Raw genomic sequence first — 21687 nt, 5'->3', positions numbered from 1 at the left:
GTGAGCGTGTGTTTATTGTGTGAAGCAGGCGCCGACCCCGGCGCCTTATCTGTTTTGGCCGAGCGCTGGCGGCTGACCTCGGACGATGAGGCGCCGATGGCGCTGGTGCTGACCCCGGAGCGTCTGGAACTGCGCAAGCGCGACGAACCCAAGCTGGGGGCGATCTACGTGGACTTCGTTTCCGGCCCGATGGCGCATCGGCGCCGCTTCGGCGGCGGGCGCGGCGAGGCGGTGGCCAAGGCGGTCGGCGTCAAGGGCAGCTACCTGCCGAGCGTGGTGGACGCCACCGCCGGGCTGGGGCGCGACGCCTTTGTACTGGCGGCGCTCGGCTGCCGGGTGCGGATGCTGGAGCGCAATCCGGTGGTGGCGGCACTGTTGGATGACGGCCTGCAGCGCGGCTATCAGGATGCGGAAATCGGCCCGTGGCTGCGGGAGCGGCTGACGCTGCTGCACGCCTCCAGCCTGACGGCGCTGGCCGATCTCAGCCCGCGGCCGGAGGTGGTGTATCTCGATCCGATGTATCCGCACAAGCAGAAGAGCGCGCTAGTGAAAAAAGAGATGCGGGTGTTCCAGTCGCTGGTGGGCAGCGACGATGACGCCGACGGTCTGCTGGAGCCGGCGCGCCGGCTGGCGACCAAGCGCATCGTGGTGAAGCGCCCCGACTATGCGCCGCCGCTGGCGCAGGTGCCGGCGCACGCCGCGACGGTGACCAAAAACCACCGTTTCGATATCTATATGCCGCTGTAGCGATTTTCGCTGCCGCTGGCGTGTCAGCAAGAGCCCGGTGCGCCGGGCCTTATCTAACCGATCTACCTCTCATTTCTCTGCATCAATCTGAAAACCTGCTGGAAAAAGCACAATCCCGATCGCATGCTGCCAGTTAATGTCATCCCACTCGCAGTAAATGGAATTATGAAAAAGACGCTTCTTTCCCTGTTGCTTGGCCTGAGCGGTTCCGCACTGGCCGCTGAGCCGGTCAACATCACTATTCTCGGCACCTCCGACCTGCACGGCACCTTTGTGCCCTGGGATTACGCCACCGACAGCGAAAACCTGGCCGGCAGCCTGAGCCAAATCGCCACTCAGGTGCGCAACGTGCGCGCGCAGCAGCCGAACGTGATTCTGGTCGACGCCGGCGACACCATTCAGGGCAACTTTGTTGAAACCTTTAAGAACGACAAAACCAGCCCGATGATCCTCGGTTTTAACGCGCTGGACTACGACGTCTGGGTGATGGGCAACCACGAATTCGATTTCGGCCTGCGGCCGCTGTCCACTTCGCTGAGCCAGTTTAAAGGCACGGCGCTGGCGGGCAATATCCTGTGGGACAGCGGCAAGCCCTACCTGCCGGCCTACAAGATCGTCGAACGGCAGGGGGTGAAGATCGGCATTATCGGGATGGATACGCCGATGACCGCCGAGTTTGCCAAAGGCACCGACCGCATCAAGGGGCTGAACTTTACCGATCCGGTGCAGGCGGTCAAACAGGTGATCCAGCAGATCCAGGGCGAGGTTGACGCCATCGTGCTGGTGGCGCATATGGGTATCGATAACGAAAACCAGCGGCCGGGCACCGGGGTGGGCGATATTGCACGCGCCAATCCGGAGCTGGCGGCGATCGTTGCCGGCCATATGCACGTGAAGGTCGATAAGGCGGTGATCAACGGCGTGATCGTGACCGAACCGGATAAATACGGCCGCGCGCTGTCGCGCATCGATCTGCAGTTTGAACGGCACAACGGCAGGTTTGTGCTGATCAATAAAGACAGCTACACCTATCCGATTCAGGGAACGGCGTCGGACGAACAGCTGGAAGCGATCTATCAGCCGTACCACAAAATTCTGCGCGCCAACGCCAACCGGCCGATCGCCCAGCTGACGGGGCAGGATCTGGTGCCGCCGGACGCGGTAAAGGGCATTCCGCAGGTGCACGTGCAGGATACCGGCATCAGCAGACTGTACCAGGAGGCCAGCCGTTACTACGCGCCGCAGGCCGAAGTGATCGCGCTGCAGATTGATAACGACCGGCCGAAGCTGAACGTCGGCACCATTGCCGCCAAGGATATTGCCTTTAACTATCAATATGCCGGCGGTGAAATCACCGTTTACCAGATGACCGGCAAAGAGCTGAAAAAATATATGGAATGGTCCGCCGGCTATTTCAACCAGCTGCGCGACGGCGACGTGACCTACAGCTTTAACCCGCAGCGGCGGGCATCCAAGTATTCCACCAATGATTTCTTTGACGGTGTGACCTACAAGATTGACCTGCGTCAGCCGGCAGGGCAGCGCATTGTCGATCTGAAAATGGCCGACGGTTCGCCAGTGACCGATACGACGCCGATTCGTCTGGGGATGAACAGCTACCGCATGGGGCACCTGACGCAACAGGGCGGCGCGCTGGAGGGCATGCGTTTCCCGGTGCTGTCGGACAGCAAGCAGGAGTACGGCGAGGAGGCGGGGACGATCCGCAATCTCACCATCCGTTACCTGACCGAGGTGAAAAAAGGGCGGTATCAGGGCCGGACGGTGCAGCGCTGGCAGCTGCTGGGGCTGAACGGTTACGAAAAACAGCGCAAAATCGTCGAAAAACTGCTGAATGACGGCAGAATCAGCGTGCCGACCACGGCGGACGGGCGCTACAGCAACGTGGCGTCGATTAACGTGAAGGGGCTGACCTTCAGCGACCCGCAGGCGCGCCAGCGTAAAGAGAGCGAACTGAAAGCCCGGTTGAAGACGGCCGACAACCCGGCGCTGCAAAAACAGCTGCAGAACCAGCTGGCGATCATCGCCGCGCTAAATCAGGCCTGATAAAAAATGCCGGCGGTGACGCCGGCATAGATGAGCGGGGCGGGCGTTACAGCACCCCTTGCGCCAGCATCGCCTCCGCTACTTTGACAAAGCCGGCGATATTCGCGCCGCGCACATAGTGGGTCTGCTTGTCTTCGCCGCCGTACTCCACGCAGGCGTGGTGAATATCCGCCATGATGTGCTGCAGGCGTATGTCGACCTTTTCCGCCCGCCAGCCGAGGCGCGCGGCGTTTTGCGCCATCTCCAGCCCGGAGGTGGCGACGCCGCCGGCATTGGCCGCCTTGCCCGGCGCAAACAGCACGCCGGCGTCCAGGAAGGCGTCGGTGGCCTGGATGGTGGTCGGCATATTGGCGCCCTCGGCGACCGCTTTGACGCCGTTATGGATCAGCACGTTGGCGGCGGCCAGGTCCAGCTCGTTCTGGGTGGCGCACGGCAGCGCGATATCCACCGGCACGCTCCACGGCTGCTCGCCGGCCAGATAGGTCAGGCCGCGTTCGCGGGCGTAATCTTCTACCCGGCCGTAACGCTGGTTCTTGATTTCCGCCAGGTGCGCCAGCTTCTCGCGGGTAAAGCCGGCGTCGTCCACCACGGTGCCGCCGGAGTCGGAGGCGGTCACCACGCGGGCGCCGAAGGCCAGCGCCTTCTCGATAGTGTACTGCGCCACGTTGCCGGAGCCGGATACCGCGACGCGCATCCCTTCAAAACCCAGGCCGTGACGTTTCAGCATCGCATCGGTGAAATACACCAGGCCGTAACCGGTGGCCTCCGGCCGGATCAGGCTGCCGCCGAAAGAGAGCCCCTTGCCGGTAAACACGCAGGCGGTGTTGTTGGACAGCTTTTTCATCATGCCGGTCATAAAGCCGACTTCCCGCCCGCCCACGCCGATGTCGCCGGCCGGCACGTCGGTATCCGGCCCCAGATGGCGATATAGCTCGCTCATCAGCGCCTGACAGAAACGCATGATCTCGCCCTGGCTTTTGCCCTTGGGGTTGAAGTCCGAGCCGCCTTTGCCGCCGCCCATCGGCAGCGTGGTCAGCGCATTCTTGAAGGTCTGTTCAAAACCGAGGAACTTCAGAATCGACAGGTTCACCGACGGGTGGAAACGCATGCCGCCCTTGTACGGCCCGATGGCCGAGTTGAACTGCACGCGCCAGGCGCGGTTGACCTGCACCCGGCCGGCGTCGTCTATCCAGCTGACGCGGAACTGAATCACGCGTTCCGGTTCGACCAGGCGTTCCAGCAGCGCATATTCCCGATAGCGCGGGTTACGTTCAATAAACGGCCACAGCGAGGTAAACACTTCGCGTACCGCCTGCAGATATTCGTCCTGATAGGGGTTTTGCTGCTGTAATACGGCAAGAAAGGATTCGAGCGATGCGCCCTGTTCCATAGATAGCTCCTTCTAAATGAATGCCCCCAGCTTATTGCTATTGATTTAACGTCACGGGGGAAGATGTTGTGTCTTTCTTGACTATATCACCGGGGGGCGCTTGTTTATCAAGCAATTAATCCCTGCAGAAACAAAAAAGCCCACAAACCGTGGGCTTTTTTGAGCAGAAGGCGTCGCGCTTAGGCGTCTTCATCCTCTTCATCGCGCAACGGTACAATCAGCATATCGATATGTACGGTATTGATCAGCTGGCGCGCGGAAGACATCAGCTTGCTCCAGAAGTCCTGGTGGTGGCCGCACAGCACCAGATCCATATCGTATTTCTTGATGGCATCCACCAGCACCTGCGCCAGATCGCCGCTGCCGCTCAGGGTTTCGGTGATAGGGTAGCCGGCGTTTTGCGACAGTTCGGTCAGCGCGTTATGGGTTTCTTCGGAAATACGCTTTTGCATATCCCCCAGATTAACGTCAATCAGGCCGGTATACAGGTCGGAATAATTCACATCTACGTGGATCAGCGAGACTTTGGCATTGTACGGCCGCGCCATGGAAACTGCTTTTTCGACCAGAATTTTACTTTCTGGGGAGAGGTCTACCGCGATAAGTATGTGTTTGTAAGCCATGAGAATACTCCTTCCATATAATGCCGATTAAAGGGTAGCAGGCATTCCGCGCGCCAGCCTGGCGCCGTTATTTTCTCCGCCGTGGTATGGCGTTCACCTGCATCATATCATTGCGCTAACGCAAGGATATGTCGGGCCGATCACAGCGCAATGCTTCACTCAGTCTTGTCATTTTCACCCCGTCAGTTTTACACCTATCGGGCTAAAAATCCTATTTATTCAGGGGGTATTACGCCGCTGACCGTTTGAATTATAAGCGTTGTTGCAAAAAGTATAGTCCCGAATGGCGGCTTGAGCGCGGATGCGGCAAGCCGCAGGCGGTTCTGCAGCGGCGGCGGCGCTAAATTTTCCCGCCTGTCCGGCTACGTTTACGTTTCATTATCCTACAATTATGTTACGGGCCTCTCCTTTCTTCTGTGCACTGTACGGCGTCCTAATATGCGTTTGCGTATCGATGGGGCGTCGCTGACGGAAGAGGCGCCTGAGCGGTATAACTATCGGTCATCAGTGAGTATTGGATATGAAGTAGGGCCGTTGGCTCCGGCGGGTTGCCGTGGATCGCAACGCCTTGAGGGGGAATCATGATCAGTACCGTCGCGCTGTTTTGGGCTTTGTGTGTGGTATGTGTGGTAAACATGGTGCGCTATTACTCGTCCCTGCGCGCGCTGCTGGTAGTGCTGCGCGGATGCGACCCCTTGTTGTACCAATATGTTGACGGCGGCGGTTTCTTTACCGCCCACGGCCAGCCGAGCAAGCAGCTGCGCCTGGTGCGCTATATCTACGCGCAGCGCTATACCGATCACCATGACCCGGAGTTTATCCGCCGCTGTGAGCGGGTGCGCCGGCAGTTTATGCTGACCTCCGCCCTGTGCGGGCTGGTGGTGGTCAGCCTGATCGCCATGGCTATCTGGTACTGACGCCAATAAAAAAAGGCGGCCCTGGGGCCGCCTCGTTCGTTGGGTTCGCTGACTCAGATCAGCTTCAGCGCCAGCCAGTACAGAGAACCGGACAGAAGAATCGAGATCGGCAGGGTCAACACCCAGGCCAGTGCGATGCTTTTCACGGTTTTACTCTGTACGCCGCCGCCATCCACGATCATGGTCCCGGCTACCGCCGAGGAGAGCACGTGGGTAGTGGAAACCGGCATGCCGGTGTAGCTGGCGACGCCGATCGACAGCGCAGCGGTCATCTGGGCCGATACGCCCTGTGCGTAGGTCATGCCCTTCTTGCCAATCTTCTCGCCGATGGTGGTTGCAACGCGCTTCCAGCCCACCATGGTGCCGAGAGACAGCGCCAGCGCGACGGCGACAATGATCCACAGCGGCGCATACTCAACGGTCTGCAGCAGATCCTGACGCAGGTTGCTCAGGAAGCGCTTGTCTTCCGCTGAGGTTTCCGGCAGCTTGGCGACTTTATCTGCGGTATCGGTCACGCACATCAGCAGGCGGCGCAGCTGGCTGCGTTGCTCCACGTTCAGCTGATCGTAGCTTTGCAGGCCCTGCAACAGGCCGGAGGCGTGGCTGATGGCCGGCATAGCGCGCGATGTGTCGCAGTGGAACTCTTGCGGCGCGTTGCTGGCCGGCGTTTCTTCCGGCGTCGGCACCAGCGGCGTGATGGCGACTACGTGCGCCAGCGACTCCTGATGCTGCTGGTAATACTGCTCCAGATGGCTGACGGCGTCGCGGGTACGGGTGATGTCATAGCCGGTTGCATTCATATTGAGTACAAAGCCGGCCGGCGCAACGCCGATCAGCACCAGCATGATCAAACCAATACCTTTCTGACCGTCGTTGGCGCCGTGCGAGAAGCTGACGCCGACGGCGGACAGAATCAGCGCGATACGCGTCCAGAACGGCGGCTTGCGCTTACCGTCAACCTTTTCACGTTCGGCCGGCGTCATATGAATACGCTTGCGTTTTTTGGTGCCGCTCCAGTAACGGCGCAGCATAAACACCATCAGCCCGGCGACCATCATCCCCACCAGCGGAGAGAAGATCAATGACAGGAAAATACTGATCATTTTCGGGATGTTAAGCGCATCCACCATGGAGGTGTTGGTCACCAGAGCGTTGGTCAGGCCGACACCGATAATGGCGCCAATCAACGTGTGGGAACTGGAGGCCGGCAGACCGAAATACCAGGTGCCGAGGTTCCAGACGATTGCCGCCAATAGCATGGAGAACACCATGGCTAATCCGTGAGCGGAACTGACGTTCAGCAACAGATCGGTTGGCAGCAGGTGGACAATGGCGTAGGCAACACTCAAACCACCGAGTATTACGCCAAGGAAATTAAACACGCCCGCCATTACGACCGCAAGTTGCGAGCGCATAGCACGGGTATAGATCACGGTAGCAACCGCATTGGCCGTATCATGAAAGCCGTTGATGGCTTCGTACATCAATACGAACAGCAGTGCGAGTATTAACATCAGGCCGGTATGGAAATCCAGGCCAGCGAACAAATGCAACATAAGCGTTACGCCAGGTTTGTGGACATGAACGCCGCGCATTATCCGTGACAACAGGGGGCGGGGAAAAGAAAAATATGACGTTTTTTTGATTTCATTGCACCCAAACTGGCACTATTTACCGGCAAATCAAATAAATATCATAATGTTACACGGATTTACCGAATATAACATTTCCTTACCGCGGCGCTGGCGCAGGCCGTAATTTACACATAACTACGATGAATTTAGCGGTGAGCGGCAGCGAAATAGCGTAAAATGGCGCGCTTTTGTCGTGATTGTGGTTTAACTCAGAGAGGCTCAGGTGGAACAGTTTGATGTGGTGGTCATCGGCGCGGGCGCGGCGGGAATGTTTTGTGCGGCGCAGGCAGGGCAACTGGGTTGCCGGGTGCTGCTGCTCGACAACGGCAAAAAGCCGGGGCGTAAAATTCTGATGTCGGGCGGCGGACGCTGTAATTTCACCAACATGTACGCCGAACCGGCGGCTTACCTGTCCAATAACCCCCATTTTTGCAAATCCGCGCTGGCGCGTTACACCCAGTGGGATTTTATCGACCTGATTAACCGCTACGGCGTGGCTTACCATGAGAAAACGCTGGGCCAGCTGTTTTGCGACGACTCGGCGCAGCAGGTGGTCGATCTGCTGGTCAAGGAGTGCGAGCTGGGCCAGGTCACGCTGCGCCTGCGCAGTGAGGTGCTGCAGGTGGAAAAGTGCGACGACGGCTTTGAGCTGACGCTGAATGGAGAGAAAGTGAGCGCTCGCTCACTTGTGGTGGCCAGCGGCGGACTTTCCATGCCGGGGCTGGGCGCTTCACCCTTCGGTTATAAGCTGGCGGAACAGTTTGGTCTTAACGTGCTGCCCACCCGCGCCGGACTGGTGCCTTTTACCTTACATAAGCCGCTGCTTGAGCAATCGCAGACGCTGTCCGGCGTCTCGGTGCCGGCCAGCATAACGGCGGCGGACGGCACGCTGTTCCGCGAAGCCATACTGTTTACCCACCGCGGCCTGTCCGGCCCGGCGGTGCTGCAGATTTCCAGCTACTGGCGACCTGGCGAGTATGTAAGTATTAACTTACTTCCTGATCTCGATCTGGCGGGCTTCCTGGACCAGCAACGTCAGGCTCACCCTAATCAGAGCCTGAAAAATACGCTGGCGCTGCAGCTGCCGAAACGGCTGGTTGAGTTCTTGCAAAGCCTGGGGCAACTGCCGGAAGCGACCCTGAAGCAGCTGACCCCCGCCCAGCAGAGCGCGCTGGTGGATAGCCTGCAGCAATGGCGGGTGCAGCCCAACGGTACGGAAGGCTACCGCACGGCGGAAGTGACGCTGGGCGGCGTGGATACCCGCGAGCTGTCGTCCAAGACCATGGAGGCGCGCAAGGTGCCGGGCCTGTACTTTATCGGTGAAGTGGTGGACGTGACCGGGTGGCTGGGCGGTTACAACTTTCAGTGGGCATGGAGCTCCGCCTGGGCCTGCGCACAGGCGCTGGCGCAGGGTAAATAACTGGTATGAGGACTAACCTGTCCTAAACGTTAAAAAATAGCGCTGTACTCAATTTTTTTATTTTTTATCAGTATATTATCTTTTTTATCAGCATGGTTTGTTCGCGGGTTACCTCGCTGTCTTTAGAGAGGTAACCGTATGCTTTATCGGCAGGCGGCGCGCGTGATGCGGGCCGTTGCTGTGCTGATTGATGCGTCGGATGAAGCCGAAATTGCCTGCCCGCCATATGCCATAACTTTGTTGGTCAACTATTTGCTTGCAAAATATCCGCGTTATATCAAAAGCTTAATGTTCCCGCCGTTTTGCATTCTCGCTGAATGCCGCGATACCCATCCCCATCCCTATGGTTTTACCATGCGCATACTTCCTGCCCGAACATCTTCGCCATGTGTAAAAATCGCCATCTAACAATAGAAATTTTAATTTATTAGATCTGGGACACATTAGTGTTTTTTCTATTTGTAATTTTTTATTTCTCAAAACATTGCGTATAAAACAGATATAAAACAATCAAATAAATGTTTTGTTTCATAAAAATGCAACAATAAACTACATAAATAAACATTTGTTTACATTTGTGCCGGGATGGCTTGATTGAATTATCTCCGGTCGAAAACTAGAAGTATTAGCTGGTCTAATTAATGGCCCCGGTTAACGGAGTATTCATGAATTTTAATTTCTCGAATGCCCAGGAACGGCGGTATGAGTCAGCCTATCGCTTCGCACTGGACGTATTGGATCGGGATGCGCAAACGCGTATCGCACAGCGGGGGTTGAACCTCGAACTGTGGCAACAGGCTGCCGCCTATGGCTTTACGCTGGGCCCGCTGTCAAGCCAGTTTGGCGGAGAGGAGATGGGCGCTCTGGATACGGCGCTGATGATAGAAGCTCTGGGAAAAGGCAGCCGCGATCTGGGGCTATCGTTTTCACTCTGCGCGCATCTTTGCGCCTGTGTGATCCCACTGTCACGCTTCGGCTCTGATGCGCTGAAAGCGCAATATCTGGAACCCCTGGTCACGGGCAAGCTGATTGCGGCCAATGCGGCGACCGAAGCGGAAGCCGGATCGGATATTTACGCCATGTCCTCTACGGCGCAGCCTTGTGACGGCGGCTATCGCCTCAATGGCAAAAAAATATTTATTACCAACGCGCCGATCGCCGACCTGTTTGTCGTCTATGCCAAAACCAATCCCGACCATGGCTTTATGGGCGTTTCAGCCTTCCTGATTGAGAAAGGCGTACCGGGGTTGCACATCGGTGAAACCATCCCGAAAGACTGCTTATCCAACTGCCCCTGGGGCGAACTGACATTTCACGATCTCTTCGTGCCCGAAACGCATCGCATAGGCATGCCCGGCGCCGGCGGAGCCATTTTCCACGATTCGATGATTTGGGAAAAAGGTTGTCTCTCGGCGCTGTTTGTCGGCGTGATGGAAAGGCTGCTGGACACGACCCTGGCCTATGCGAAACGGCGGCAGCAGTTCGGCAAGCCGGTGGGGCAGTTCCAGTCGGTCTCCAACCGCATTATTGAGATGAAGCTGCGTCTGGAGCAGTGCCGGCTGATGCTCTATCGCGGCTGCTGGCGCCACGATCAGGGACAGGATGCGGAGCTCGATATCGCCATGAGCAAACTGCTGATTTCCGAATATGCCGTGCAGTCGGCACTGGATGCCATCCAAACGTTTGGCGGTGCAGCGATGGATCAAGAGCTGGGTCTGGTGCGTGAACTGCTGAACGTTATTCCCAGCCGGATTTTTTCCGGCACCAACGATATCCAAAAAGAAATCATGGCCCGCAAGCTGGGGTTACGAGGAGGAAGAGGGTGATTATTCAACGACTCTTTGGCCTGTTGTATATGCTTGCCGGCCTGGCCAAGGCCTTTCCCGCACTGGAGAATGTTCCCGCCATCTTGCATCAGGCGGCGATCGCCAACCAGGACGCCTGGTATGCCGGCGCGACGCAGTGGCTGGCGGACCATGGCGCAGCGGTCAATCTGTTGGTCGGCGTGTTGCTGTTCGGCTCAGGCTTGGTGCTGGTGCTTAACCCGCGCTGGGCGGTGCGGGTGATTTACGGTCAGCTGTTGATGATGGCGGTCTTTGTCCTCCTGCTGCACCGTGCGCAGCCGCAGGTCATCTATCTGGATGCGCTGTTCGCGTTGGCCGCGCTGTATATGCTGCGCGTACAGCACCGGCGCAAGCCTCAGACACGCACGTTCCCTACCCGTTCATTCTCATCGCCCGCCGCCACGTCTCCTCAGGCAACGTCGCCGCTCGATGATGACTATGACGTGGTGATCGTCGGCGGCGGCGTATCCGGCCTGACTGCCGCCAGTGAACTGAGCGGCCGCCGGGTTTTGGTGTTGGAAAAAAGCGCTACCTTTGGCGGTAATGCCCGTTTCAATACCCTGGATACGCTGAAGTTTCCTATCGCCGGCGTCTGTTTCCAACAGCCGCAGCCGAATTCGGCCATGATGCGCGTGTTGGAAAAAATCGGGCTGGAGAACGCTTACCGCTCTAATGAGCGCGATACCCTGGTGTTTTTTGACACCTTTTTATTGCTCAGATGCCTGGGGGAAGTCACCGTCGGTTTCCTCAAATATCCGTCCTACCTGCTCAAGCCTGCAGTTTGGGGATTGACCGGTCAGCTTTTCCTGCATGCGTTGATAGGCAAGCCTTATGTCATCGCCGCCAAACAGCTGGGCGATCCGATTTTCGCCGAGTTGTACGCCTTTCTTGACCGCTTTTCTCCGGACGGCGATCGCTATCCTCAGGTTCCCTGGGCGCCGGAGAGCGGCTGGAGCCGGGAGGAGATGACGCTGCTCGATACGATGTCGCTGCATGATTACCTGTTTGCTCCGGGTGCTGCGGACGCGTTGCCGGCGCATCTGCAGCCGCCGAAGAAACTGGGCAAATTGGTGGAAAATGCGGTCAGCACCACGTTGCGGGTTGAATGTTTGGACGTACGCGAGGTTTCCGCCTATGTCGGGCTGCATTTCCTGGTGGGTTACCTGCGCGGCACGCTGGTGACGTTGCCGGGCGGCAACGGCAGTATCGGCGCCGGACTGTGTGATTACCTCAATAGACAAGGCGGCGTCCGGCTGCAAAACCGCGTCCAGCTCGAGGCCGTCACGCCGCAGGGTGAAACAACGCGGCTGCAGCTGAATATCGATGGCGACACCTGTCATGTGAACGCGCGCCAGGTGATCTGGGCGGCGCCCAAAACGCATCTGACGCAGTTTTTACCGAACCTGCCGGCGGCGCAGCGTAGCGCGCTGGACGCCATCCGCCACGAAGATTATTACCTGGCGAATGTGCAGCTGTCCGCGCCGATTCTCAGCCACTCGTTCGGCGGCTATCTGATCGAGCCGGATAACCCGCGCGCGCCCTATGCCTGGTGTAAGGCCGGCACGTGCCTGGTCGCCAACTGGATGGACAGCGAGAGCGGCGCGGAAAAGGGCGTACTGACCCTGCTGAAGCCGACCACCCGGCGGGAGCGGCAAGGGCGCAGCGCGCAGCACGACTTTCTGGGGCTGCAGCAGCAAACCTATATCGAAATTGCCGGTGTGCTGCGCAATATGGGGATTGAGGCCGACGTGATTGAAGACATCAAAATCTGGTACTGGCCGGCAGGTTTGGTGACCTCCGTGATTGGGCAACAGGCGCAGGGCGTGTTCAGCGACGCCAGCCAGCCGGTTGAAAATATTCACTTCGCCAATCAGGACAGCATCGGTATCGGCAATATCGAGAGCGCGGTGCAGGCCGGCATCCAGGCCGCAGGGGCGGTGCAGGCGCGTTTGAACGCAGAGCTGCGGCTGACGGCTCCCGTGATGGAGGTGGCGCGATGAGCAACGCGTTAGTGGTTGAACTGTCTGGCGACCAGGCGCTGGAACAGCATCGCCTGGGTGGTAAAGCCTACTCGTTAAATCATTTGATTCAGGCGGGTCTGCCGGTACCGCCCGCCTTCTGCGTCACCGCGCAGGCTTACCGGCAATTTATCGACGATGCGGTGCCCGCAACGCTGCTGAACGCCGGTGAATCAGGCAACGTGCGCGATATGATTTTAAACGCCAGCATGCCTGAACCGCTCAGCCAGGCGATCCGGGATGCCTGCCGGCGGCTCGGCGGCGATGTCTCGCTTGCCGTGCGTTCCTCGGCGCTGGAAGAAGACGGCCTGAGCCAATCCTTCGCGGGTCAGTATGACACCTTCCTGCATGTTAACGGCGCCGAAGACGTGCTGCGCAAAGTACGCGCCTGCTGGGCGTCGCTGTGGGCTGAACGGGCGGCGCAATACAGCCGGGTTAATGCCGCGCACAGCGACATTGCCGTTGTTTTACAGGTGATGGTCGACGCCGACGCGGCGGGCGTGATGTTTACGCAGGACCCGCTGACCGGAGAGACGGACCGCGTGGTGATCGACAGCTGTTGGGGGCTGGGCGAGGGCGTGGTGTCCGGGCAGGTCACTACCGACAGTTTTATTCTGGATAAGGCGAGCGGCGCGCTCCGTGAACAGCAGGTTCGCCATAAGTCCCACTATTGCCAGCGTGATGAACAGGGGCAGATTGTGTTGCTGCACACCCCGGAAGCGCAACGCGATGCGCCCAGCCTGAACGCGGAACAGCTGCAGCGTCTGGCCACCCTCGGCAGGCAGGCGCGGCTGATTTACGGCACCGAGCTGGATATTGAGTGGGCGGTCAAAGACGATCAGGTATGGCTGCTGCAGGCGCGTCCGGTCACGGTACAGGCCGGGCCGGCGCAGGGCATTTACGCCAACCCGTGGGAAGAAGACCCGGCGATCAGGGATCGCGCCTTTTTCTCGCGTATGGATACCGGCGAGATCGTGACCGGGCTGATGACGCCGCTGGGGCTGTCGTTTTGCCAGTTCTATCAAAAGAACATTCACGGCCCGGCGATCAAAACCATGGGGCTGGCCGATATCAGCGACTGGCAAATCTATATGGGCTATATCCAAGGCTACGTGTATCTGAATATCTCCGGTTCGGCTTACATGCTGCGGCAGTGTCCGCCGACCCGGGATGAAATGAAGTTCACCACCCGTTACGCCACCGACGATATCGACTTTAGCCAGTACCGCAACCCTTACGGCGCCGGTGTGCAGGGCTGGGGCTATATCAAGAGCAGCTGGTACTGGCTGAAACAGCAGGTGCATAACCTGCGCAGCGCCGCCGGCATCGTGGAACAGATGATTGCGCTGCGCCAGCGTGAAACCCGGCGTTTCCTGAATCTTGATTTAACGGCCATGTCGTTGCAGGAGCTGAACGATGAGCTGCAGCGCATTGACGGTTACTTTCTTGAAAGCTGCGCGGCCTATATGCCCTTTTTCCTGCAGTCATTCGCCCTCTACGATGCGCTGGCGCTGACCTGCGAACGCTATTTAAAAGGTGAAGGGCAGGGGCTGCAGAACCGTATCAAGGCTTCAATGAATAACCTGCGCACTATTGAGGTCACGCTGGGCATTATCCGTCTGGTGGAAAAGATTGATCGGCAGCCGGCGCTGAAAGCGCTGTTCGAACGGCACAGCGTCGCTGAACTGGTGGCTATTCTGCCGGAACATACGCTGTCGCGTGACTTTTGGCAGCAGGATTTCAGCGACTTCCTGTTTGAGTTCGGCGCCCGCGGCCGTCAGGAGTTTGAACTCAGCATTCCGCGCTGGAGAGACGACCCCAGCTACCTGCTGCAGGTGATAAAAATGTATCTCCGCCACCCGGTCGACCTGCAGAAAAAGCTGAAAGAAACGGAGAAACTCCGCCACCAGGACAGTGAAAAACTGCTGCGGGGCATGCCGTGGGCGGGGCGGTTTAAACTGAAAACCCTGACCAAACTGTATGGCGTGATGGCGGAGCGGCGCGAAGCCACCAGGCCGACCTTTATTACGGAAACCTGGTTCTACCGCTGCATCATCGTGGAAGTCCTGCGGCGTCTCGAGGGGCAGGGGCTGGTCGGCGCGGCCGATTTACCTTACCTGGATTTTGAGCGCTTCCGCGCCTTTATGGCGGGAAAAATGTCTGCGCAAGAGGCGTTTGCCCCGTCGTTGATTGACCGCAACCGCCACCAGCATCTGCTGAACCTGCATGCGGAAGAGCCGCCGATGGCGATCATCGGCGCCTACACGCCAAAAATGAAGACGCATGCGTCGGGCGATGCGGCGACCGGCGCCTTAAGCGGGCTGGCGGCCAGCCCGGGCAAAGTAGTGGCCAAGGCGCGGGTGATCACCGATTTGCAGGCCCAGGTGGCTGAGGTACAGCCCAATGAGATCCTGGTGGCGCGCTTTACCGATGCCAGCTGGACGCCGCTGTTCGCCCAGGCGGCCGGTATCGTCACCGATATCGGCTCGACCCTGTCGCATAGCTGTATTGTCGCGCGTGAGTTCGGCATTCCCGCGGTCGTTAATCTGAAAGTGGCGACTCAGGTGATTAATAGCGGTGACACGCTGATTGTCGATGGTGACAGCGGGACGGTCATCATCCAGCCCGGGGAGCCACCCGATGCTACTGCATAACCCGCTCCAGGCCGGATCCGGCTGACGTCGTAGAGCGGCAACAAAAAAACTGACTCAACGATGGTGATGCACCCGGCCACGGCCGCGGGCAAACCGTTGCGGGTTCTCTCGCTCTGCGTTTGGCCCGCGACGCGTCGCCGCAACTCCCATTTGTGCATTAAGGAATTCGAGCATGACACTCATGACAGGACAAGCAAGACCCGCCAGCTGTGCTTCCTATGAGCAGGTGTGGCAGGCAGAACAACGCGCTGACGCGGCCATGGCGGCGGATACCCTCACGGTCGGCGTGGTGGTGGTGACGCGCAATCCGACATTTTTTCAAACCGGACTCAGCGTGCTGAATGATATTCGCGATTACGTCTTCAACCGCGTCCATATCCAGTCGGAATTACCGCTGCAATTGCTTGAATTGGCGAATGCGCCGCTTTATCTGGAAGCGCGTGAAAAAGCGCTGCATTTCCTGAAGCGCCAGAATAAAACCATCAATGTGCGCATTATTCAGTGCGCCAGCCTGGCCGAGGCGACGGGCAAGATCATCTATACCCATGCGCTGGAGCAGCGGCCCGAATTCCAGTTGGGGATGCTGTTTTACGATCAGACCTCGCCTGCCGGCACTGACGACAGCATTGAACAGATCGACCGCGATCTGGACGCGTTCTACAGCGCGTTGCAGCACAGCGGGATCCCGGCGTTTTACACCACCTTTTCGACCGTCGCCTTTATCCGCGAGCTGCGCTCGCCGATCCGTTACCTCCCTCAGCAGTACCGGGAGATTGTCCGCAGCGACGACCCCGCCATCTTCCAAACCGAACTGCTGTGTTTGTGGATGGACTTTTTCGAGATGAATTACACCAACCGTCGGGTTAAGCCCGTCGGGGCGCAGGCGCTGCATAATACGCTCGGCGAACAGCTGATCCGGTTTTTCGAACGCGCCACCGCGAGCCGCTGGCTGGTGTCCTACTACACCGGCTCCATCATTTCCAATCTGGTCGGCTATCTGGATCGGCATGCGGAAGCGCGCGGCGCGCTGATTCTGCGCGGCCCCAATGAGCATGCCATCGCCTGCGGCGCCATGGCGAACTGGCAGCTGTACCGCATGCCGTTTTTAGGGGTAGTGACGTCCGGCATGATGGATGAATTCAAAGGCACGCTGGCCAACCTGAAAGAAACCGCGGCCCAGGGGATAATCATTGCCGCGGAGAACCGCAACGCGCAGTGGTACAGCTTCCAGGGTACGCAAACGCCGACGGAGGATATGCGTGAAGTGCTGGCCGCCCGCCGCATTCCTTACGTCTATATCGATGAGGTTGAGGGCATCGCCGACGGCCTGACGGAGGCGTTCCGCTATTATCATCAGGGGCAGGGGCCGGTGGTGATTCTGGCGACGCAAAACGTGCTGGAGTCGACCCTGTCGCTGGAGCATGAGATCGCGGATACGTCGCCGATGCCGTCGCTGGCGGCAGATGACCTGCCGCCGATGAGCGACAGCCTGGAGCAGGCGCTGGCGTTGATCAACCACGGCCCGGAAAAACTGGTGTGGCAACTTGGCCCGGTCAGCGACGATGAATACGCCCTGATCCATGAGATTGCCGATGCCGCCGGCATTGCCCTGGTGGATTCCCTGGCGCATCCCGGTTCGGCGCCGAAATACTATCAGGGTGAGCGCAACCCCCACTATCTGGGCACGCTGGCGATTTACGGCTACAGCCCACGGGTCTACAACTTCTTACATACCAACGACAAGCTTAACCCGATGAGTGAACAGAGCCTGTTCATGATCAAGAGCCGGGTCGCCCAGATTACGACGCCGTTCTCCGACGGGCGGCTGGAGCGCAAGGTGCATCTGGTACAGCTGACGCATGATGAGCGCCATCTCTCGCCTTACGCCGATCTGCATCTGCCGATGAACTGCCTGGCTTTTTTACGCGCGGTCAAAGCCCATCTCAATGTCGACCCGGCGCTGCGGGATAAACGCAAGGCGCTGATTGCCGCCTATCTGGACTCGCCGTCCGACGTGGTCAGCCAGCTGCCCAGCCTGCCGATGTCGGCCAACTACTTCTTTTGCCAGCTGAACCGGGTGATTGAGGATCTGATCGAAACGGAAAACTATGATTTTACCGGCGTGTATGACGTAGGGCGCTGCGGCATTTCCGCCGCGCGCAATGTGGCGAAAACGCGGCGCGGGTTTTCCGGCTGGTATGGCCGGGCGCTGATGGGCGATGCGCTGCTGGCCACCGGCTATCTGGCGTATACCAGCCCGGGGCACGTGGTGGCGTTTATCGGCGACGGCGCCAGAGGCATTGTGCCGGATATTCTGCCCGCTTTTATCGACAACATCCTTACGCATCCGCAGCTGCTCGATAAAAGCATCTCGGTCTTCTATTTCTGCAACGGCGGCCTGTCCGTCATCAATACCTATCAGGAACGCATTCTCTTTAACCGTACCTCGCGCCAGATGCGGCTGGTGAACGTGGAGCAGCCTGACTTCACACAGACGGTTAACAACTTCCAGATCCAGAGCAAGACGCTGACGCACTTTGACGAAGCGGCGATCCGCCAGGCGCTGACGACGCGCCGACGGCTGAACCTGTTTTCCGTGGTGCTGGGGCACAACAACGAAGGGGACGGCATCTCGCTGGCCACCGCCAAAGGATGGCAGCGCGACCCTTGCGATTGGGAAGAGTTACAAGAGCGCAAAGCCTGGGCGGCGTTACAGCCTGAATCTACCAGCACTGCTTTTGACCAAGATCAGACACAGGAAACCACATCATGAAGTTCGGATTCATTGCACATCCCACCTCGGTAGGGCTGAAACGCTACGTTAAAATGCTGGACCTGCTGCATCGCAACTCGACCGAGCTGCACAGTGGTTACAAACGTGAGCTGTGGCGCCGGGAGAATCTGGTGCCGTTTATGAACTTCGCCAAAATCACCTCGGCCACCGGCGCCACCTGTGAAGGGGTGATTAAATACATGCCGCTGGTGGCGGACGAAATGCTGGCCGATGCCCGCACCATCGCCGGGCGGGTGCTGCAGGGGATTGACGAGCTGGTGGCCGACGGCGCCGAGCTGGTGGGTCTGGGCGGTTTCACCTCCATCGTCGGCCGCCGCGGCGAAGCCACCGCCGAAAAATCGCCGGTGCCCGTCACCTCCGGTAATTCGCTGACCACCTATGCCGGCTACAAAGCGCTGTTGCAGATCCAATCCTGGCTGGATATTCAGGCCGACCGTGAGCCGGTCGCCATCGTCGGCTATCCGGGGTCGATTTGCCTGGCGCTCAGCCGCCTGCTGCTGGCGCAGGGTTTTTCTCTGCACCTGCTGCACCGGCCCGGCCATGAGCGCGCCGAGCTGCTCAGCCACCTGCCCGAGCAGTACCACTCGCAGGTGACGCTGACCGGCGATGCCGGCGAACTCTATGCGCGCTGTAAACTGTTTATTGCCGCCACGTCGGCCGGCGGCGTGATCGATCCCGCCAGGCTGCAGCCCGGCTCCATTTTTATTGATGTCGCCCTGCCCAGGGATATCCAGGCGGACACCCGCCCCGACAGGGACGATATTCTGATTATTGATGGCGGCTGCGTCACGGCGAGCGATGCGGTCAAACTGGGCGGAGAGTCGCTGAACGTCACCATCAAGCAGCAAATGAACGGCTGTATGGCGGAAACCATCGTGCTGGCGCTGGAAAACCGCCGCGAGAATTTCTCGCTCGGCCGCTATCTGGCGCCGGAAAAAGTGTTGGAAATCGGCGAAATTGCCGAACGACACGGCTTCTTCGCCTACCCGCTGGCCTCGTATGGCGAACGTATCGACCGGCAGACCGTCAGCCACCTCAAACGTTACTACCACCATGAGATTTATGCCGGTGAACGCGGCGAAGCGACGCAGAATTCATCGCGGCTGGCGTTTGTCGACGCCATTATCGCTCAGGAGCCGGCGCGGGAAGACACGCTCGACCGCTACCACCAGTATGTAAACCCGATGATGGTGGATTTTTTAAAACTGCAGCACTGCGACAACGTGTTTCGTCATGCGGCAGGCACCCAATTATTTACCGGCGAGGGGGAAGCCTTCCTGGATATGGTGGCCGGCTACGGTTGCCTCAACCTTGGTCACAATCCGCAGCCGGTTGTCGACGCGCTGAAAAGTTACCTGGATGCGCAGGGCCCCAACTTTATCCAATATATTTCGGTGCCTGAACAGACTGCCAAACTGGCCGAAGTGCTCTGTCACCTGGCGCCCGGCAAGATGGGCAGGGTGTTTTTCAGCAATTCGGGAACCGAAGCGGTCGAAGCCGCGATGAAGATCGCCAAGGCGGCGACCGGAAAACCGGGCATCGTCTATTTGCAAAACAGCTACCACGGCAAAACGCTGGGGGCGCTGTCGATTACCGGACGCGACAAACACCGCCGCTATTTCAAACCCCTGCTGGAAGCCATGGTGGAAACGCCGTTCGGCGATCTTGATGCGCTGCGGCAGGCCCTGACGCGTGACGATATCGGCGCGGTGATGATCGAACCGATTCAGGGGGAAGGCGGGGTGCATATTCCCCCTGAAGGGTATCTGCAGGCGGTGCAGCAACTCTGCCGGCAGCATGGCGTTCTGCTGATGGTCGATGAGGTGCAGACCGGTCTTGGGCGCACCGGCAAACTGTTCGCCTGCGAATGGGAAGGAATTGAACCGGATGTGCTGATGCTGTCGAAATCGCTGTCCGGCGGCCTGATCCCGATCGGCGCCACGCTGTGCCGCGCCGATATCTGGCAGCAGGCTTATGGCACCGCGGATCGTTTCCTGGTGCACAGCTCCACCTATGGCGGCGGCAATGTGGCTTCGGTGGTCGCGCTCAGCGCATTGCGCGAGATCCTGGCGCAGGATCTGGCGGGGCATGCCGAGCGGATGGGCGCCTATTTTAAACAGGCGTTGAGCGAGGTGGCCGCCCGCTATCCCTTTGTGGCGGAGATCCGCGGCCGCGGCCTGATGCTGGGGATCCAGTTCGATCAAACCTTTGCCGGCGCCGTCAGCGCCTCCGCCCGTGAGTTTGCCACCCGCCTGCCCGGCGACTGGCACACGACCTGGAAGTTCCTGCCCGACCCGGTACAGGCTCACCTGCGCGCCGCCATGGAGCGTATGGAGCAGTCGCTCGGCGAAATGTTCTGCATGAAGTTTGTCACCAAGCTGTGTCAGGACCACAAGATCCTGACCTTTATTACCGCCAACAGCTCGACGGTGATTCGTATTCAGCCGCCGCTCATCATCAGCAAAGCGGAGATCGATCGCTTTGTCACCGCCTTCGCTGCGGTTTGCGATGAATTGTCCACCTTTTTGAAATAGGAACCAGTGCGATGTCTTTAACCAAGCAAGATGCGGTCAATCAGATGATGGGTTTTTTTCAGGCCAAGGCGCTGACCGCCGCGCTGGCGCTGAACCTGTTTGATTACCTGCGTGATGAAGATCTTGACGCGGCGCAGTTGGCGACGCGGCTTGAGGGGCCGGTCCGTTCGACCGAGCAGCTGCTGATTGCGCTGCAGGCGATGGGTTACCTCGAAAAGCGGGACGATCGCTATCACTTACCCCCAGAACACCGTGAATTTCTGGTGAGCGATGAGCCGCAGTGGCTGGGCTGGCTGGGGCGCCATATCGATACCTTCCTGTATCCGCTGTGGGGCGAGTTGAAAAGCGCGGTGCAAACCGATACCCATCAGCGTCGCGCCGTGTTCGGCGACGATCGCAGCTGGTTCGACATTTTGTACCAGAACCCGAGCGATGTGGCGGATTTTCAGGAGTTTTTGGGCAAATTCGCCATGCCCTTTATCGAAGGCTTTGTCCGCGACTATGACTTTGCGCAGCATCGCGCCTTTCTCGATATCGGCAGCGGGATCGGCAGTTTGCCGATGGCCGTCGCTGACGCTTATCCGCAGGTTCGGCTGGCGATCTGCGAACTGCCGCAGGCATCGGCATTTTTGCGCGATCGTCTGGCGCTGCAAGGCTACGGCGAAAGGATAGACGTGGTGGAGGGCGATGTGATCGCCGGCGATCTGCCGCTTGAGGATTACGATCTGATCCACCTGGGATGGATGCTGCACGACTATGCGCCGGAAACCCAGCTGGCCATTTTGCGCCATATCTATCAGGCGATGCCGGTCGGCGGCCGCTTTATCGCTTCTGAAACGCCGCTGAATGCGGACAAGTCGGGGCCGGAGTTTACCGCCTTGTTGTCGCTGAACATGTTGGTTTCCACCGACGGCGGCATTGAAAGCAGCCCGCAAGAGTACCTGGAAAGATTTCACCGCGCCGGATTCAGCAATGCCCGCATTGTGACGATATCCGGTCCTCGCACACTGATCGTCGGCGAAAAACGTGCCGCCGAGTAACGGGAGCT

At 58.8% G+C, this 21687-nt stretch carries 14 protein-coding genes; 11 read left to right on the top strand and 3 right to left on the bottom strand.

Annotated elements, in window-relative coordinates; translation table 11 throughout:
• Positions 1-747: a 16S rRNA (guanine(1516)-N(2))-methyltransferase RsmJ gene (gene rsmJ, locus I6G83_RS05895; RefSeq protein WP_015962259.1), complete on the top strand. Its 747-nt coding sequence runs from the start codon at positions 1-3 to the stop codon at positions 745-747.
• Positions 748-912: 165 nt separating this feature from the next.
• The gene (locus I6G83_RS05890) at positions 913-2811 is read left to right on the top strand and encodes a bifunctional metallophosphatase/5'-nucleotidase (RefSeq protein ID WP_054305713.1); all 1899 of its coding nucleotides are present in this window, start codon (positions 913-915) and stop codon (positions 2809-2811) included.
• Positions 2812-2857: 46 nt separating this feature from the next.
• On the opposite strand, the gene gdhA is transcribed toward I6G83_RS05890, so the two are convergent.
• Together gdhA and uspA are read right to left on the bottom strand one after the other, a co-directional pair.
• Positions 2858-4201 (bottom strand): NADP-specific glutamate dehydrogenase, encoded by a 1344-nt coding sequence (gene gdhA, locus I6G83_RS05885; RefSeq protein ID WP_054305714.1) that lies wholly within the window; start codon positions 4199-4201, stop codon positions 2858-2860.
• A 179-nt stretch (positions 4202-4380) separates the two neighbouring features.
• Positions 4381-4824: a universal stress protein UspA gene (uspA, locus tag I6G83_RS05880; RefSeq protein ID WP_015962256.1), complete on the bottom strand. Its 444-nt coding sequence runs from the start codon at positions 4822-4824 to the stop codon at positions 4381-4383.
• Between the two features lie 581 nt (positions 4825-5405).
• On the opposite strand from uspA, the gene uspB reads away from it, so the two are divergent.
• A complete protein-coding gene (gene uspB / locus I6G83_RS05875; protein WP_015962255.1) occupies positions 5406-5741 on the top strand; it encodes a universal stress protein UspB in 336 nt (111 codons plus the stop codon).
• Positions 5742-5794: 53 nt separating this feature from the next.
• Here uspB and pitA read toward each other — a convergent pair whose 3' ends face one another.
• Positions 5795-7297, bottom strand: a complete 1503-nt coding sequence (gene pitA / locus I6G83_RS05870) for an inorganic phosphate transporter PitA (RefSeq protein WP_015962254.1) — start codon at positions 7295-7297, stop codon at positions 5795-5797.
• Between the two features lie 301 nt (positions 7298-7598).
• On the opposite strand from pitA, the gene I6G83_RS05865 reads away from it, so the two are divergent.
• From I6G83_RS05865 to I6G83_RS05830, 8 genes are all read left to right on the top strand, one after another.
• A complete protein-coding gene (locus I6G83_RS05865; protein ID WP_054305715.1) occupies positions 7599-8795 on the top strand; it encodes a BaiN/RdsA family NAD(P)/FAD-dependent oxidoreductase in 1197 nt (398 codons plus the stop codon).
• Positions 8796-8933: 138 nt separating this feature from the next.
• Positions 8934-9203 carry a hypothetical protein gene (locus I6G83_RS05860; RefSeq protein WP_138111980.1) on the top strand — a complete coding sequence of 90 codons (270 nt, stop codon included), beginning with the start codon at positions 8934-8936 and terminating at the stop codon, positions 9201-9203.
• A gap of 257 nt (positions 9204-9460) precedes the next feature.
• On the top strand, positions 9461-10621 hold the full coding sequence (locus I6G83_RS05855) for an acyl-CoA dehydrogenase family protein (protein WP_054305716.1): 1161 nt from the start codon (positions 9461-9463) through the stop codon (positions 10619-10621).
• Positions 10618-12639 carry an FAD-dependent oxidoreductase gene (locus tag I6G83_RS05850; protein WP_054305717.1) on the top strand — a complete coding sequence of 674 codons (2022 nt, stop codon included), beginning with the start codon at positions 10618-10620 and terminating at the stop codon, positions 12637-12639. The genes I6G83_RS05855 and I6G83_RS05850 overlap by 4 nt, the downstream gene beginning before the upstream one ends.
• Complete coding sequence (locus I6G83_RS05845) at positions 12636-15311, top strand: PEP/pyruvate-binding domain-containing protein (protein ID WP_054305718.1); 2676 nt, start codon at positions 12636-12638, stop codon at positions 15309-15311. The genes I6G83_RS05850 and I6G83_RS05845 overlap by 4 nt, the downstream gene beginning before the upstream one ends.
• A gap of 172 nt (positions 15312-15483) precedes the next feature.
• Positions 15484-18084: a hypothetical protein gene (locus I6G83_RS05840; RefSeq protein ID WP_054305719.1), complete on the top strand. Its 2601-nt coding sequence runs from the start codon at positions 15484-15486 to the stop codon at positions 18082-18084.
• Positions 18081-20639 carry an aminotransferase class III-fold pyridoxal phosphate-dependent enzyme gene (locus tag I6G83_RS05835; protein WP_054305720.1) on the top strand — a complete coding sequence of 853 codons (2559 nt, stop codon included), beginning with the start codon at positions 18081-18083 and terminating at the stop codon, positions 20637-20639. The genes I6G83_RS05840 and I6G83_RS05835 overlap by 4 nt, the downstream gene beginning before the upstream one ends.
• Positions 20640-20650: 11 nt before the next feature.
• Complete coding sequence (locus I6G83_RS05830; RefSeq protein ID WP_054305721.1) at positions 20651-21679, top strand: methyltransferase; 1029 nt, start codon at positions 20651-20653, stop codon at positions 21677-21679.
• Positions 21680-21687: the final 8 nt, after the last annotated feature.

This window comes from Serratia rubidaea (assembly GCF_016026735.1).
In the GTDB taxonomy this organism is placed as follows: domain Bacteria; phylum Pseudomonadota; class Gammaproteobacteria; order Enterobacterales; family Enterobacteriaceae; genus Serratia_B; species Serratia_B rubidaea.
Note: the sequence above shows the minus strand (reverse complement) of the source record. Positions and strands in the feature narration are given on the sequence as shown.